Origin of the sequence: Burkholderia sp. MS455, from assembly GCF_016899445.1 — a bacterium.
GTDB lineage: Bacteria > Pseudomonadota > Gammaproteobacteria > Burkholderiales > Burkholderiaceae > Burkholderia > Burkholderia pyrrocinia_C.
Genome location: NZ_CP041777.1, coordinates 103,415 through 118,320, shown reverse-complemented (window position 1 = coordinate 118,320; position 14,906 = coordinate 103,415). Strand labels below are relative to the sequence as shown.

General features: G+C 61.8%; 14 protein-coding genes. 8 read left to right on the top strand and 6 right to left on the bottom strand.

Going from position 1 to position 14,906, the window contains the following annotated elements; translation table 11 throughout:
- The first annotated feature begins 204 nt into the window (after nucleotides 1-204).
- The 4 genes from FPJ27_RS00525 to FPJ27_RS00510 all read left to right on the top strand — a co-directional run bounded on the left by FPJ27_RS00525 (nucleotide 205) and on the right by FPJ27_RS00510 (nucleotide 4,365).
- On the top strand, nucleotides 205-984 hold the full coding sequence (locus FPJ27_RS00525) for an acetoacetate decarboxylase (protein WP_204421228.1): 780 nt from the start codon (nucleotides 205-207) through the stop codon (nucleotides 982-984).
- Between the two features lie 15 nt (nucleotides 985-999).
- Nucleotides 1,000-1,782, top strand: coding sequence for a 3-hydroxybutyrate dehydrogenase (locus FPJ27_RS00520; RefSeq protein WP_204421028.1), 783 nt, complete (start codon nucleotides 1,000-1,002; stop codon nucleotides 1,780-1,782).
- A gap of 10 nt (nucleotides 1,783-1,792) precedes the next feature.
- Complete coding sequence (locus FPJ27_RS00515) at nucleotides 1,793-3,064, top strand: patatin-like phospholipase family protein (protein WP_204421027.1); 1,272 nt, start codon at nucleotides 1,793-1,795, stop codon at nucleotides 3,062-3,064.
- Between the two features lie 296 nt (nucleotides 3,065-3,360).
- Nucleotides 3,361-4,365 carry a VTT domain-containing protein gene (locus tag FPJ27_RS00510; RefSeq protein WP_204421026.1) on the top strand — a complete coding sequence of 335 codons (1,005 nt, stop codon included), beginning with the start codon at nucleotides 3,361-3,363 and terminating at the stop codon, nucleotides 4,363-4,365.
- 762 nt (nucleotides 4,366-5,127) lie between these two features.
- Here the strand turns inward: FPJ27_RS00510 and FPJ27_RS00505 are convergent.
- The 3 genes from FPJ27_RS00505 to FPJ27_RS00495 all read right to left on the bottom strand — a co-directional run bounded on the left by FPJ27_RS00505 (nucleotide 5,128) and on the right by FPJ27_RS00495 (nucleotide 10,245).
- Entirely contained in the window at nucleotides 5,128-6,681 is a 1,554-nt protein-coding gene (locus FPJ27_RS00505; RefSeq protein WP_204421025.1) for a DHA2 family efflux MFS transporter permease subunit, read from the bottom strand.
- Nucleotides 6,682-6,785: 104 nt separating this feature from the next.
- On the bottom strand, nucleotides 6,786-8,102 hold the full coding sequence (locus tag FPJ27_RS00500) for an HlyD family efflux transporter periplasmic adaptor subunit (RefSeq protein ID WP_204421024.1): 1,317 nt from the start codon (nucleotides 8,100-8,102) through the stop codon (nucleotides 6,786-6,788).
- 34 nt (nucleotides 8,103-8,136) lie between these two features.
- Nucleotides 8,137-10,245, bottom strand: a complete 2,109-nt coding sequence (locus FPJ27_RS00495; RefSeq protein WP_204421023.1) for an efflux transporter outer membrane subunit — start codon at nucleotides 10,243-10,245, stop codon at nucleotides 8,137-8,139.
- Between the two features lie 610 nt (nucleotides 10,246-10,855).
- Here FPJ27_RS00495 and FPJ27_RS00490 point away from each other — a divergent pair.
- The 3 genes from FPJ27_RS00490 (at nucleotide 10,856) to FPJ27_RS00480 (ending at nucleotide 12,437) form a co-directional block, all read left to right on the top strand.
- Nucleotides 10,856-11,356: an Ohr family peroxiredoxin gene (locus FPJ27_RS00490; protein ID WP_204421022.1), complete on the top strand. Its 501-nt coding sequence runs from the start codon at nucleotides 10,856-10,858 to the stop codon at nucleotides 11,354-11,356.
- 192 nt (nucleotides 11,357-11,548) lie between these two features.
- Nucleotides 11,549-12,028: a carboxymuconolactone decarboxylase family protein gene (locus FPJ27_RS00485; protein ID WP_204421021.1), complete on the top strand. Its 480-nt coding sequence runs from the start codon at nucleotides 11,549-11,551 to the stop codon at nucleotides 12,026-12,028.
- Between the two features lie 4 nt (nucleotides 12,029-12,032).
- On the top strand, nucleotides 12,033-12,437 hold the full coding sequence (locus FPJ27_RS00480; RefSeq protein ID WP_204421020.1) for a cupin domain-containing protein: 405 nt from the start codon (nucleotides 12,033-12,035) through the stop codon (nucleotides 12,435-12,437).
- 44 nt (nucleotides 12,438-12,481) lie between these two features.
- Here the strand turns inward: FPJ27_RS00480 and FPJ27_RS00475 are convergent, their stop codons facing one another.
- Nucleotides 12,482-12,970: a RidA family protein gene (locus tag FPJ27_RS00475; RefSeq protein ID WP_204421019.1), complete on the bottom strand. Its 489-nt coding sequence runs from the start codon at nucleotides 12,968-12,970 to the stop codon at nucleotides 12,482-12,484.
- A gap of 283 nt (nucleotides 12,971-13,253) precedes the next feature.
- On the opposite strand from FPJ27_RS00475, the gene FPJ27_RS00470 reads away from it, so the two are divergent.
- Nucleotides 13,254-13,553: an H-NS histone family protein gene (locus tag FPJ27_RS00470; RefSeq protein ID WP_034182467.1), complete on the top strand. Its 300-nt coding sequence runs from the start codon at nucleotides 13,254-13,256 to the stop codon at nucleotides 13,551-13,553.
- Between the two features lie 163 nt (nucleotides 13,554-13,716).
- Here FPJ27_RS00470 and FPJ27_RS00465 read toward each other — a convergent pair whose 3' ends face one another.
- Complete coding sequence (locus FPJ27_RS00465; protein WP_204421018.1) at nucleotides 13,717-14,049, bottom strand: cupin domain-containing protein; 333 nt, start codon at nucleotides 14,047-14,049, stop codon at nucleotides 13,717-13,719.
- A 409-nt stretch (nucleotides 14,050-14,458) separates the two neighbouring features.
- Nucleotides 14,459-14,866 (bottom strand): MipA/OmpV family protein, encoded by a 408-nt coding sequence (locus FPJ27_RS00460; protein ID WP_239483152.1) that lies wholly within the window; start codon nucleotides 14,864-14,866, stop codon nucleotides 14,459-14,461.
- Nucleotides 14,867-14,906 lie beyond the last annotated feature (40 nt).

Genomic DNA, 14,906 nt, shown 5'->3' with positions numbered 1-14,906 from the left:
ACGACATCGCCTACGCTTGGTCCTGACGGTGGCCGCTCACGCTGCCCGATGCGATCCGGGAAACGACGCGACACCGTAAGAGAGAAACGTGCAAACGCGCGCGGCAAGTCCTCATTGCCTTGCGCGATCGCTCGTCATTCGCCGCGGCAGAAAAAGCCGTGGCGACGGGTGTTACGCAGCACCTCACCAAGCGAGGAACGATCCGTGACTGAAGAAGATATCCGCAACAACGCCTTTGCGATGCCCGTGCACAACCCGGCGTATCCGCGTCCGCCCTTCCGCTTCATCAACCGGGAGTACTTCATCATCTCGTACGAAACGGACATGGACGCACTGCGATCCATCGTTCCGGTACCCCTGACGGTCGACAACGCAATCGTCCATTACGAGTTCATCCGCATGCCCGATTCGTCGGGATTCGGCGACTACACGGAAAGCGGCCAGGTGCTCTCCGTGCTCGACGAGGACGGCAATCGCGCCAACTTCACGCACGCGATGTATCTGGACGACGAAGGCCCGATCGCAGCCGGACGCGAAATCTGGGGTTTTCCCAAGAAGCTGGCTTCGCCGAAGCTCTGCATCGACGGCAAGGACACCCTGCTCGGCACGCTCGACTACGGCACGCAGCGCATCGCCACCGGAACGATGGGTTACAAGTATCGCGCCCTCGACACGGCGGCCAAACGCCGCAAGCTCGCCGATACGCCCAACTATCTGCTCAAGGTCGTTCCGCACGTCGATGGCTCGGCTCGCATCTGCGAACTCGTGCGCTTCTTCCTGCGCGATGTCGACGTGATCGGCGCCTGGGAGGGGCCTGCAGCGCTCGAACTGCATCCCCACGCACTCGCATCGGTCGCCGATCTGCCGATTCGAAAGGTGATCGGCGCACGTCACGTCATTGCGAATCTCACGCTCGATATCGGCGAAGTGGCTTATGACTATCTCGCCCCTGCCGAGTCGTTGAAACTCGCGGTCAACCAGTAACCTCCCGGAGGACGTATGTCAATGAACGACAAGGTTGCACTCGTGACAGGTGCGGCTAGCGGTATTGGTGAAGTGTGCGCGCGCAAGCTCGCGAAAGACGGCGCAGCGGTGGTAATTGCGGATCTGAATCTCGCGAACGCTAAAAAGGTCGCCGACGATATCGTTGCCGACGGAGGGAAAGCGCTTGCGATCGCGATGGACGTAACCAGCGAGGAAGCGGTCGATGCGGGTGTAGCCGAAACGGTGGACCGGCTGGGCGGCATCGATGTGCTCGTGTCGAATGCCGGCATCCAGATCGTCAACCGGATCGAGGACTACGCATTTTCCGACTGGAAGAAAATGCTCGCCATTCACCTCGACGGTGCATTCCTGACGACCAGGGCCGCGATCCGGCACATGTACGCGTCGAACAAGGGCGGCTCGGTGATCTACATGGGCTCGGTGCATTCGCACGAGGCCTCGCAGCTCAAGTCGGCTTACGTGACCGCGAAACACGGATTGCTCGGTCTCGCGCGGGTTGTCGCGAAAGAAGGCGGGCCGCGTAACGTGCGCGCCAATGTCGTGTGCCCGGGCTTCGTCCGAACCCCGCTGGTCGACAAGCAGATCCCCGAACAGGCGAAGGCGCTGGGAATCTCCGAACAGCAGGTCGTGAAGGACGTGATGCTGAAGGAGACGGTCGACGGCGAATTCACGTCGCTGGCCGATGTCGCGAACACCGTTGCCTTCCTCGCCGGTGTCGAATCGAACGCGCTCACCGGACAATCGATCGTCGTCAGCCACGGCTGGTTCATGCAGTAAGGAGAAAACCATGTATTCGAGCCAGCGTAACCAGCTGAAGCAACCCCATCGCATCGATCTCCCCGCATACGACGAAATCGGGCTCGTGCTGCAGGGCGGTGGCGCACTCGGCTCATACCAGGCCGGCGTATACGAAGGCATGGCCGAAGTCGGCGTGGAGCCGACGAGAATATCCGGGGTATCGATCGGTGCGCTGAATACGGCGATCATCGCCGGCAATGCGCCCGCGGATCGAGCGGACGCGTTACGCGGCTTCTGGAACACCATCAGTCAGCCGGCCGATGCGCTCTCGCACATTGGTGCGTTCATGCCGGCGTGGCCCGGACTTGAAGACATCGGTCGCAAGTGGTCCAGCGCATGGGCCGCAACGCGCACGCTGATGGAAGGTCAGAGCGGGTTCTTCTCTCCGCGCATGCATGTGCCTTTCGCTGGGATCGGCCGGAAGCGCCCCGACCAGGTCAGCCACTACGACACGTCGGCGTTGCGTGAAACGCTTTTACGGTACGCAAACTTCGATCGCATCAACGACGGGAACATTCGCGTATCCGTTGGCGCCGTCAACGTGCGAACGGGCAATCTCGTCTATTTCGACAATACGAAAATGCATCTGGCACCGGAGCATTTCATCGCCTCCGGTGCGCTGCCGCCGGGTTTTCCGGCCGTCGAGATCGAAGGCGAGTTCTATTGGGACGGGGGGCTGGTTTCCAACACGCCGCTCACCGAGATCATCCGGGAAAGCCAGCACAAGGACACGCTCGTTTTCCAGATCGACCTGTGGAGCTCGCGAGGCAAGCTGCCGGGCGATTTCCTCGATGTCAGCGAGCGCACCAAGGACATTCAATATTCGAGCCGCACGCGAGCCATCACCGCGTTCATGTCGCAGAACCAGAAGCATGCGCAGATGATCAAGGCGCTGCTCGAACACATACCAGAAGACGTGCGGCTTGCGCACCCTCTGTTGCAGGAGGCGCAGAAAACGGCGGACGGCAGCGCGGTGAATGTCGTGCACCTGATCTACAAGAACAAGTCGTTCGAGGGGCACTACAAGGACTACGAATTCAGCAAGGAGACGATGCGCGAGCATTGGGCGAGCGGTCTCGAGGATATTCGCCGTTCGTTCGGACACCCCGAGTGGTTCGAGATTCCGAGCCGCGAGATCGGCTTCGTCACACGCGACGTGCACCGCTATCGACAGGATGCCAATGAAACTGCCGGGCCCGGCAAGGACGTGCTTTCGTCAGCAAGACACGAGCCGGAAAAAGAGCCGTCCGCCGCCAGGTAGCGCATATAGGCTTCTTCCCCCGGTCATTCCGTTCGGGCTGGTCGAGCATAGCCGCGGCAAAGACGGAGAACTGCGGCGCACGGTGCCGCGCCGCCGTGTTTTCCACCGTGCGAGCGAACGGTGCTTTCCCGGGCCGGACGTCTGCCGATGTGCGGTCCGGCTGTCTCCGTTGCCGACTCGATATGTCGGACCGTTTCGATGACGGCAAGTCCGGAGGCAGCGTCGGACACCGCAGTCTGCGGCAGCGCAATGAACGACCTTCGAGACCGGTACGTGCAAGCCACAAGGAGAGCATCATGATTTCGCATGAACTGATCGCACGGTATGGCACGTTGGTCGTATTCCTGAACGTGCTTGGATCTTCGCTGGGCCTGCCTTTGCCTGCCATACCGACGTTGATCACGGTGGGAGCGGGCATTGCGCTCGTCACGCACGTTGCGTCGGCAGCGTTGCTGCATTTCGCTGCGATACTGGGCGCCGCCGTGATGGGCGGCGTGCTCGGCGACCTGGTCTGGTTTCAGGGCGGCAAGCGGTACGGCAAGCGCACGCTTCATACCGTTTGCAAATTGTCGCAGTCGCGTGAAACGTGCGTGCGGACGACGGAGCGCTTTTTTGGGCGCTGGGGTGTCCGCGTGCTGGTCGTTGCACGGTTCGTACCTGGCCTGTCGCTCGTTGCCGTTCCGCTGTGCGGCGCGATGACCGTCAGGCTGCGCCACTTCGTCCTGCACGATTGCGCCGGCGTTGCGCTTTGGGCATCGGTCGGCCTGGCCATCGGCGCCATATTCGCTTCGCAGGTCGACGTGATCTTTTCCCTTGTCGCCCGTCTCGGCTGGCATGCGCTTATCGTCGTCGGCGTTGCACCGCTGCTGTATGTCGCGTATCGCTACTGCCGGCGATTTACGCTGGCCAATGCGCTCGGGAAGGCGCGGATCAGCGCGGGGGAGTTGCATGCGTTGCTCGCGAACAATCCGCGGCCGGTCGTGATCGATGTCCGCTCCACCGAACGACGCATGCGCGATCCGTTCGTCATTCCAGGCGCCGTGATTGCCGATGAACGCAAGCCCCGGCAGATCATGGAACGCTATGGGGCGAACCGGACGCTCGTCATCCATTGCGCGTGCCCGCACGAAGTGTCTGCGGCGTCGGTGGCCAGGCAGTTGCGACTGTCCGGCGTCAAGCTTGCATTGCCGCTCACTGGCGGGATCGATGCATGGCGTGTCGAAGGTTTCGACGTCGAGCCGATCATGGCGATGAATGACGCGGCAATCGGCGGAGCAGAGCGAACGCTTTTCACGCATTGATGGCAGTCGCGTCCACAACGTGCCCGAGTATCCGGGTACGGTGCGACTCCACTCCATCAGGTTGGCGCGCCGCAACGCAGCGGACAGCGCCTCCACCGCCTCGCGCAGCACGTTTCCGTAGACGGCGGCCATCATCCCTGCCTTTCCGGTTTCAAGCATCTTCCTGATCGAATCCATGTTCCCACCGATTGCACGACGGCGACGACAACTCTGCCGGGAGTCGGGTGGCGGCTCCTGGGACGACACCGAGCAAACAGCGAGCAGATAGCGGCCGGTCCGGCAAAGGACCGGCCTGCGCACACGCTGATATCCTGATTGCAGCATCGCTCATATCCAGCGCGCGCACGATACCGTACGACAGGCTGAAGAATGTTCAGGCGGGAACGAAGATCGTCATCGATCCCGCAAACTCGCTGGTCTTCGGCGCCGCAGAGTCGCGTTATCCATGGCCGGCATCGACTGCCTCGCACGCAGCAGTTGTTTCTGCCGCAGTGCCGCTCGGAGAAACCGATCGTCGCCGCGAAACCGGTACGTAGCACCTAGCGAATTGGCGCTTGCACCAGGATGGCACTGCGCTGAATGGGGAACGTAGTCGCCCTTCTGCCGCCGGGCCATGTCGAAAGAGTCGTAACGCGTCACGTCTGCGGCCCGAGGGGCATCTGAACAGAACCGGAATCGACCGCTGTTCTTGCACCAACGATCTCGGCGGCTGCCGATCGACCGTCACCGTGCGTCGAGAGGCGCCGCCGGAAACGACCGCACTCAGTGCGCCCCCGCCGCTACCCCACCACCGCCCTTGCCGGGCTTCGTGAGCCAGACCAGCGGGATGATCACGACGAAGACGATCGACGACAGCCAGAAGATATCGTTCAATCCGAGCATCGCGGCCTGTGCATTCAACGCGCGTTCGAAGAACGCGGTGGCCTGATCCACGCCGCCGCCGAACGTCGCGTGAAGGTTCGCGATGGCGCTCGTATAGTCGGGATTGTTCACGCTCGACTGCTCGGCGAGCTGCGCATGGTGCAGAATCGTTCGGTTGTTCCAGCCCGTCGCAATCAACGACGTGCCGACGCCGCCTGCGAATACGCGCACGAAATTAGACAAGCCCGCGGCCGCCGGAATTCTGTCCGGCGACAATCCCGACAGGATGATCGCGGTCAGCGGCGTAAAGAAGAGTGCCATCGGAATACCTTGCAACAGTGTCGGCAGCACCAGCGTATAGGGATCGACGTTCGTCGTGTAATGCGAGCGCATGAAGAACACGCCTGCAAAGCCCAGGAAGGCCAGCGTCGCGAGCACCCGCGCATCGGACTTCGGCATGATTTTAGCCATCACGGGCGCGAGCAGCACGGCGAAGATCCCGAGCGGCGCCGTCACGAGCCCGGCATCCACCGAACGATAGCCCAGATAGCCTTGAATCCATTGCGGAAGGATCACGAGATTCGAGAAGAACACCGCATACGCAACCGAGATCGCAATCGTGCCGCCACGGAAATTTCGCACCGCGAAGAGGCGAATATCGACGATCGGGTTCTTCTCCGTGAACTCCCAGATCAGGAAGAACAGAAAGCTGACGGCGGCGATGACGGCAAGCGCGCAGATCACGGGCGAGTTGAACCAATCGAGATCCTTGCCCTTGTCGAGCATGATCTGCAGCGTCGCGACCCACACGACGAGCGACATCAGCCCGACTTTGTCGATGGGAAGCTTGCGCACCGGCGTCTCCCGGTCGCGATAGATCATCCACGCCACGCCGGCCGCGAACAGGCCGACGGGAATGTTGATGTAGAAGATCCACGACCAGCTGTAGCTGTCGGTGATCCAGCCGCCCAGCGCGGGGCCGGCTATCGGGCCGACCGTCGCGGTCATCGACCATAGCGCCAACGCGGTCGAGCTTTTCTCTTTCGAATACGAACCCAGCAGAATCGCTTGCGAAAGCGGAATCAGCGGGCCTGCGACGACTCCCTGCAAGACGCGCGCTGCGAGCAGCACGAGCAGGTTCGGTGCGACGCCGCACAGCCACGACGAAAACACGAAAAGCACGATGGCTGCAACGAACAGCCTGATCTGCCCGACGCGCTGCGTGAGCCAGCCCGTCAGCGGAATCGCGACGGCATTGGCCGCAGAGAACAGCGTGATCACCCACGTGCCTTCGTCGACGGATACACCGAGGTTTCCCGAGATGGTTGGAATCGCAACATTGGCAATGGACGAATCCAGCACGTTCATGAACGTCGCGAGCGCGACGGCGAGTGTCGCAAGAACCAGCTTTCCGCCGGTCAGCGGTGCTGGTGCAAGTTGCATCGAGGAATTCATCTCGCTTCCGGTCTGAAGTATTCGACGGGTCCGGCGCATCGATCCGGCCCGTCAGACGATTGAATGGCCGGAGCACGACCGCGACACGCGCTCCGGGAGGCGACTCAGCCTGCGCGCTGTTCGGCGCCGCTCCTGTCCCTGGCGTAGCGCTTTGCGGAACGTGTGGACGAGACGACGGGGCCCGTCGGCACTGCACGACCGGTCACGATGTTTTGCGCGATGATCTTCTCGATCTCGGCATCTGCCTGCGCGCCGTATTCGGCGAACACATCGGTGCGATACGACGTATTCATCGCCGCGCCGAGTTGCGGGCCGGTGTTGTCGCGCGTATCCACATCGACCTCCATCGACAGGCCGATGCGCAACGGATGCGCGTCGAGTTCCCTCTGATCGAGCTGGATGCGCGCGGGCAAACGCTGGACGATCTTGATCCAGTTGCCCGTGGCGTTCTGCGCCGGCAAGCTCGCGAATGCGCTACCCGTGCCCGCCGAGAAGCCGACGACGCGGCCGTGGTACTTGACCTTGCCGCCATACACATCGGCCGTCAGCGTGACGGGTTGCCCGACGCGCATGTTGCGCAGCTGGCTTTCCTTGTAGTTCGCATCGATCCACACGCCGTCGAGCGGCACGATCGCCATCAGCGGCGTGCCGGGCGACACACGCTGGCCGACCTGCACCGAACGCTTCGCCACATAGCCCGTGACCGGCGCTGGCAATACATTGCGCGCGTACGCGAGATACGCATCGCGCACTTTCGACGCGGCGGCCTGCACGTTCGGGTGCTGGCCGATCGTCGTGCGATCGGTCAACGCACGGTTGGCTTGCGCCTGTTGACGCGCTGCATCGAGCGCGGCGAGCGCGGCCGTCACGGTGTCGCGCGCGTGTGCGATGTCCTCCGTCGACACGGCGCCCGTGCCGGCAACGGCCTGACGGCGGCGCAGATCGTCCTGCGCGCGTGCCAGATCGGATTGCTTCTGGGCGACGTTCGCGGCATAGAGATCGTTGTTCACGTAAAGACTGCTCACCTGCCGCACGATCTGACCCAGCATGGCTTCGGCGTTGCCGAGCGCGACTTTCGCATCGGCGTTGTCGAGCGCGACGACCGGATCGCCCGCCTTCACGATCTGCGTATCGTCGGCATTCACGGCGACGACGGTACCCGCCACCTGTGGCGTCAACTGCACGAGGTTGCCGCTGACGTACGCGTCGTCGGTGGATTCGTGGTAGCGCGCAACCGTCAGGTAGTACGCGCCATACGCGACCGACGATGCGACGACCGCCAAGCCGAGCAGCGCCAACAGCATCCCGCGCCGCCGCGTCGCGGGTTCTCTTCCGGCATCGTCGCCTCCCGACGGCGACGGGTCATGATTCACGCGGGCGGCATCGACCGGCTTGCGCACCGGCGGGTTGATTTCGCTCATTTCAATTCTCCAGGCAGATTCGATGGATAGACGCTCAGCGCGCGGCGACGGCAGGCGTGCCGGATGCGGACACGTCGGTGCGCGCCGCGGCTCCCGAGTCCGCGAACGACGTGTCGACGAAACCGCCGCCCAGTGCGGAAGCCAGCGCAATCTGCCGATCGCGGCGGTTCATGCGCAGATTCGCGACGCTCTGATCGGCGGCAAGCGCATTGACGTCGGCGTTCAACACGGTCAGTTGATTCGTGAGACCGGCCTTGTACTGCGCAAGCGCCAGTTCGGCGGCTTTCTGCGCGGCTTGCTGCGCAGTCTGCGCATCGACAAGCTGCGCATCCGTCGAACGCACGTCGGCAATTTGCGTGGCGACTTCGCTCAACGCGGTCACGAGCGCCTGGTTATAGGTCGCGGCGGCGTAATCGAAGTCGGCGTAGCGTCCCTTCAGTTTCGCGCGGAGTTCACCCGCGTCGAAGATTGGAAGGTGGATTGCCGGGCCGACCGATGCCGTACGGCTCGCCGCCATCAGGAAGCGGCCGAAGCCGAACGCGTCGAGTCCGATCGCGGCGCTCAGGTTGATGTCGGGATAGAACTCGGCCTTCGCTTCCTTCACGTCGTGTGCGATCGCATCGACGTTCCACCGGGCAGCCACGATGTCGGGTCGCCGGCTTACGAGATCCGCGGGCAAGTTGTCGGGCAGGCGAACGTCGTCGCCCATGCCGAGTGCCGGGCGCGCGATCTGCAAACCCCGATCGGGGCCGGCGCCAAGCAGCGCGGCGATCTGATAGCGCGTCGCCAGAATCCGACCGTCGAGCGATTTCATCACGGCGCGGCTCGTCGCGAGATTCGCGCGTGCGGTCTCGCGCTCGACCTGCGTGTCGAGCCCTGTCGCGATACGGCCTGCGGTGATGCGATCGATCTGCTCGCGCCGAGCGATTTCCTGTTCCGCGATGTCATGCAACACGTACAGGCGCGCGAGCTGGTTATAGGTGCGCGCGATCGACGTCGTGAGCGTCAGCCTGACCGTTTCCTCGTCGGCACGGCTCGCCTGAAGCCGGGACACCGACGCCTTCAGCGCCTCGCGCTTCTTGCCCCAGAGATCGAGCTCATACGAAGCGCTGACGATGGCCCGATTCTCCGTCTGCCATGACCCGCCATACGGCGGCGGAACGAGCGCCGTTCCTGAAAATTGCTGGCGTGTGAGCGCGTAGCTGGCGTCGACGCGCGGCATCGTTCCCGCATGCGCTGATTCGCTATAGGCCTGCGCAGCCGCCACGCGCGCGCGCGCCTGGTCGAGCGTCGGGCTGCTTCTCAGTGCCTCGTCGATCAGTGCTTTCAGTTGGCCGTCGCCGAACTGATCGGCCCAATCGGCCGCGGGCCAATGGCCTCGCTCGAACGGAAGGCTCTGCTGCGTCGCGTACTGCTGCGTATCAGCCACCGCCGCATTGCCATGAATGCCTGCGTAATTCGCGCACGCCGACAACCCGGTTGCCACGATCACCGGCACACCCGCCCTGAACACGCGTGACGTGTGTCGCCCGGCGATTGAAAGAACGTTCATTGCTCTTCTCGTCACGTAGTAGCCAAGGAAAACCAATTGCAGAAATACCGCCATGCGGGGTCGTTCCGGTATCGGCGGAAACGCAGCGTGATTCGAGCTCATTTCATCAGGACGGCACGACTTCATGCGTGAGCGCGAAGCAAGCATCTCGTTCGCAAGCGCGAACAATGTTCTGATGCCCATCCACGGATTCCTCAAGCCACGGCGCACCTGCTCACTGCGCCCGACACCCCGGACGCACCAGGTACAGAAGTGTTCGCAGTTGTTCGTCAGAAGCTTGTATCGGTCTTCGCCAAGCCGCGATCTGGCCCGCTCGACAACGGTCATCCCGGTATAAAGGGCATCCGGTTCCGGTTGAACACGGACACCTTTGTTCGCCGCGAAGCGACGCAACGAAATGCATTCCACCGGGCACCGTCTGGTGGAATGATGAAAGCCGCCATAGTGAATAACCCGTCCGTTTCCCGCGTAGATTCCGTGGTGTACATACCCTTCTCGCTCACTGACGAGATGAGCCCCTGCTTCGACACCGGATTCCGTTCGAATCGGCGCCAGCGAAGTCGCCAGCCAATCGATATTCAACGTTTCCATCGCAAGCCTCCGATTCCTTATGCGCATCGCATGTCGCGTCGCCGATGGGCCGCTTGCACGCGCAAGTCGAAGAGTCGGTCACGGTCTTCCCGATCGAAGACAAAACTGCTCCCGCCCGAAATACGTGTTTCGGGAACAGTTGCCGTTGCATTCGTGGCACACCATTGGCGACGGCAAATCACGATCAAGAACGCGTGCGTCGGGCGCTATCGAAATCCATGGCCCGTCGGCGTTCCTGATCGGCCGCATTGCCGTGCCGTAATACTAGGAGCCGAACCCATGCGCAGGTAGACCCGTACCGGAACACTTTCCCGTTCCTCATTGACACCAATCCGCCCCGTCTCTGCATTCGGCGAGAGATCGGCGCAACCGACTGCTCCGCGTCCTCACCCGATTGGTGCAGAGCGGGCAACACCATGCATCCCTCGTCGATCTGGTACGGCGACTCGTCTTTGCCTAGCATGCAGGTGCGCTTGGTCCGTCTTTCCGATAACGGTCATGGGGATCGACTCGCAGGCAAGACCTGCGCCATTGCGCTGATTCGCTTCGAAAAACAACGCGCCGCCTCGACACGCAAGGTTCGTTGGCCATACAAGCAACCGGGAGGCATATGGAGAACGAGAGGTTGCAACCTCCGTCGCTGACACTGCTCGACAAATACCGGGGGCGGGAATTCGCCCCGCTCTACACGACGAAAGTTACGGTCTCCGGAGGCGAATCCGGGCATGGCCGCGCATCGGGCGTCGCGAAATCCGACGACGGTTGTCTCGTCCTCGATCTGCGCTTGCCCGTCGAACTCGGCGGCCCGGGCGGCGGCACCAATCCCGAACAGCTTTTTGCCGCCGGCTACGCCGCATGCTTTCACGGCGCACTGAGCCTGCTGGCCCAACGCGCGCAGATCGACATCCGGGAAACGACCGTGGGTGTCGAAGTATCGTTCGGTCGTGATCCGGTAGATGGCGGATATGCGCTGATTGCCGACGTCACCATCCGCATGCCGGGTGTCGACCAGCATGTCGCGGAAGGTCTTGTCCGCGACACGGAACGCCTGTGCCCCTACACGAAGATGACGCGACAGGGAATCTGCAGTGTCATCGCGGTGTCGGCATGACTGCACGCCAACGATGTGCAGTCGACAGCTACCCCGACGAACGATTGGTGCCGAAGCGACAACATAGTGCACACGTTCCCGGCACTACTGCCCCCTGAGGCACACGACTACGATGGTTGCCAGGCAGGTCCTGCGGTGAATCGTCATACGCAGGTTCGGCAGTAGCGCTTCCACAGATCAGGAGAACAGATCATGACGCAACGTATCAACTACTTTCAGCAATCGCCGGAACTGACCAAGAAGCTCGTCGAGCTGGACGGGTTGTTTCAAAAAACGACGATCGAGGCGCTGGTCCGCGAACTCGTCGAGATTCGTGCATCGCAGCTCAATGGCTGCGCATTCTGCGTCGACATGCACATCAAGATGGCAAAAATCCACGGCGAGCGCGAATTGCGCCTGCATCACGTCGCGATCTGGCGCGAGTCGACGCTGTTTTCGCCGCGCGAGCGTGCCGCGCTGGAATGGACCGACGCACTGACCCACCTCCCCGCGCATGGCGTGCCGGACGACCTTTACGAGCACGTCCGCGCGCACTATTCCGAGAAGGAGTTGTCGGATCTCACTTTCCTCGTGGGCGCAATCAACAGCTGGAACCGGCTGAATGTCGCGTTCCGCATCGCGCCCGGCTCGTTCGACAAGATGTTCGGGCTGGACAAGGCCAACCTGGAGTGACGACATGAAACGCATCATGCTTGTTCTTGCGCCGCTGGTATCGTCGCTGCTGATGGCCGTTCAGCCGGCCGCCGCCGCACCGCAAGCGAAGGTCACACCGCTGACCACACAGTCGTTGCCCGAGTATCCTGGCAAGGAAGTCCAGATGATCGTCGTGGATTATCCGCCCGGCAGCGTCGATCCCGTTCATCGTCACGATGCGCACGCTTTTGTCTACGTGCTCGACGGCAGTATCGTGATGGGCCTGAACGGCGGCAAGGAGGTCACGCTCCACGCTGGCGACACGTTCCACGAAGGCCCGGAAGACGTGCACACGGTCGGACGAAATGCCAGCAGCACAAAGCCGGCAAGGTTCGTCGTGTTCCTGATCAAGAACAAAGGTGCACCGGTCCTTACGCCCGTGCAGTAGCGCAGTCGCTCGCCCAGGCCCGGCCATGCCGGGTCGTGGATATATCAGTTTCCCGTATTGCTACGCTGCAGCGCGAAAATGAAATCCGCTTCCACCGACGCGCCCTTGGGCAATTGCAGCACGCCGACGGACGAGCGCGTATGGCGCCCCGCGTCGCCGAGCACCGCGTACAAAACGTCGGACGCGCCGTCGGCCACTTCGCTTTGCATCGCGAAGCCGGGCGCGCTTCGCACGGACACGGTCATGCGCGGAACAGCCAATATCGCATCGAGCGTGCCGCAATACTTTCCGATCAGCGACAGCGCTCGCAGCGCCGATATTCCGGCCGCTCGGCGACCGTCGTCCAGCGAAACGGTTTCACCCACCACGCCGACGAAGTGCACCACTTCTCCCACCCGGGGAATCTGGCCGGCAATATAGGCCGTGCTCCCGTCGACCAGAACGGGCGTGTACTTTCCGCCGATCTTGATCTCCTCGTCCGGATCGAATCCAAATTCGGCCGCCACCTGCCGCAGCTTATCGTTTCTGTTCATCAGTGAATTCCCCGATTCTTCCGAAAAAATATCAAGAATAATTGAGTCTCAGGGGCGTGTCCCGAAGGATAGGTTCCGCCTCGAACGACCAAAGAGACGTAGCCAGACCGTTTGTGCTTCTCGGCAATCATGTATGCGTTCGCCAAATGCGACGCACTTTTCAGGTGTTCGAAGCAGTCTTGCGCGCCATATCGCCGATGGAATTCGTAGTCGGAGAGAATTTCCTCATCATTTCCGATTGAAACCGCTATCATGTGTGAACACACAACCCCAAGAGCGATATATGGCAACTTACAAGGAACTGAAAGCCCAAATGGAAGCTTTGGCCGAGAAAGCCGAAGCAGCGCGCGCCGCGGAATTCCAGTCGATCGTCGACGACATCCGCGCCAAGGTCGCGGAATTCGGCATTACCGAGAAGGACATTTTCGGCGTACGTCGAGGCCGGTCGGCCAAGCAAGCAGCCGCCCCCGTGCAGGCCAAGTATCGCGACCCGAAGACCGGAGCAACCTGGTCCGGCCGCGGCCGCGCGCCCGCATGGATCAAGGATGCAAAGAATCGCAATCGATTCCTGATCCAGGAATAAGGTTCTCGACGCGCACCGGCGCGCGGTTCAGCGCGCTGTCCGGCGATATTGGGCATCGATACCGGCGGTATTCAAAGACCGCTCCGGGTTGATGGCGATTTGTGTCATTCAGCGCGTGGCGCGCCGGCTAATCGTCAGATTGCGTCGCGCGCCAATACTTTCTTCAGCGTTCGTAATACATCGCAAGCCAGACGGATTGCTCGTCTTCATGCGTCCACGCGACGCGATGGCGGCAATGCGGCTCGATCAGCACGTAATCGCCGGGGCGCATGTCGTGCCGCGTCGAACCCTCTTCGAACTCGAGCACGGCCGCCCCCGACAGCAGCACGACCCATTCGGCGCGCGAGTCGTCATACCAGAACCCGTCGGGACTCGCGTGCCCCATCGACACGATCCGCTCGACATTCAGGCGCTGCCCCGTGACGAGGATGTCGATCCGCTCGTCGCCGCCGCGCTGCCCTTCGACGCTGAACAGGTTGCCGGTTTGAAGTTGCATGGTTTGACCTCGTCGTTGGCCTTCGTTTGAAGGAAGCAGGTTCAAGAGTGCCGGGAATGTTCACTGTAGCCTAACGGTCGCCTTGTTTACAAACGCGTCGATGAATGCACGCAAAAAGATGATGAATGGGCGTTGAACGACGGATCCCGCTTGTAGACCCACCATTCGCGCGTTCCAGGTTCGATCGTCATATCGACCCGCCAACATTCAGCTGCACGATCGAATCCCCAACAATGAGTTGGGTGTGCCGGATGGCAGCATTCTGAAATATCAAGTGCAGACGCGAAAGTTCACGGCACCCATTCGGGATCACCAAGCCAAAGCCCCGTTCTGAAACACTTCAGATGACCGCCGGCCACTTTGTGACATTCAACCGCAGTGTAAAAGCCGGGAAATTTCCCGGCCTCTTTCAGAATCGGAAATTGATGCCTGCACCTCCATAGTAATTGCTCCGCGTCTGCACGATGGGGTTGTCGCCATAGCGGCCACGGATTCTCGATATCCCGGCCGTTGCAACAACCGACCAATGTTGCGACACTGCGCGCGTCCACGCGAACGACATCGACGCGTGATGAAATCCGCCGGTCAATGAATACGGCCGGAATCCGCTTGACGCCGCCTGCGCATCCGTCAAGCCATAAAATGGCTGCATATAACGGCCTGTCGCCGCGTGTGCGGTTCCCGTCAAGACGATTTGATTCTTGCCCGCATGCAGCAGCGGCACCGCCAGATCGACGTGTCCGGCGAACCCGCGCGATGTGTGCGTGATCGGTGCATCGATCGTCACCGACAGTTCGACACCCTCTTCGTCGCACACGCCTGCCCGCCGCTAGCGCGATCACCGAACCGGGCGCGTT

What these genes read in the sequence shown, in the direction of transcription:
- FPJ27_RS00500 (WP_204421024.1), bottom strand. Translation starts at nt 8,102, where the DNA reads ATGAGCGAAATCAACCCGCCGGTGCGCAAGCCGGTCGATGCCGCCCGC.
- FPJ27_RS00490 (WP_204421022.1), top strand. Translation starts at nt 10,856, where the DNA reads ATGGAGAACGAGAGGTTGCAACCTCCGTCGCTGACACTGCTCGACAAA.
- FPJ27_RS00470 (WP_034182467.1), top strand. Translation starts at nt 13,254, where the DNA reads ATGGCAACTTACAAGGAACTGAAAGCCCAAATGGAAGCTTTGGCCGAG.
- FPJ27_RS00520 (WP_204421028.1), top strand. Translation starts at nt 1,000, where the DNA reads ATGTCAATGAACGACAAGGTTGCACTCGTGACAGGTGCGGCTAGCGGT.
- FPJ27_RS00480 (WP_204421020.1), top strand. Translation starts at nt 12,033, where the DNA reads ATGAAACGCATCATGCTTGTTCTTGCGCCGCTGGTATCGTCGCTGCTG.
- FPJ27_RS00485 (WP_204421021.1), top strand. Translation starts at nt 11,549, where the DNA reads ATGACGCAACGTATCAACTACTTTCAGCAATCGCCGGAACTGACCAAG.
- FPJ27_RS00510 (WP_204421026.1), top strand. Translation starts at nt 3,361, where the DNA reads ATGATTTCGCATGAACTGATCGCACGGTATGGCACGTTGGTCGTATTC.
- FPJ27_RS00515 (WP_204421027.1), top strand. Translation starts at nt 1,793, where the DNA reads ATGTATTCGAGCCAGCGTAACCAGCTGAAGCAACCCCATCGCATCGAT.
- FPJ27_RS00475 (WP_204421019.1), bottom strand. Translation starts at nt 12,970, where the DNA reads ATGAACAGAAACGATAAGCTGCGGCAGGTGGCGGCCGAATTTGGATTC.
- FPJ27_RS00495 (WP_204421023.1), bottom strand. Translation starts at nt 10,245, where the DNA reads ATGGAAACGTTGAATATCGATTGGCTGGCGACTTCGCTGGCGCCGATT.
- FPJ27_RS00465 (WP_204421018.1), bottom strand. Translation starts at nt 14,049, where the DNA reads ATGCAACTTCAAACCGGCAACCTGTTCAGCGTCGAAGGGCAGCGCGGC.
- FPJ27_RS00505 (WP_204421025.1), bottom strand. Translation starts at nt 6,681, where the DNA reads ATGAATTCCTCGATGCAACTTGCACCAGCACCGCTGACCGGCGGAAAG.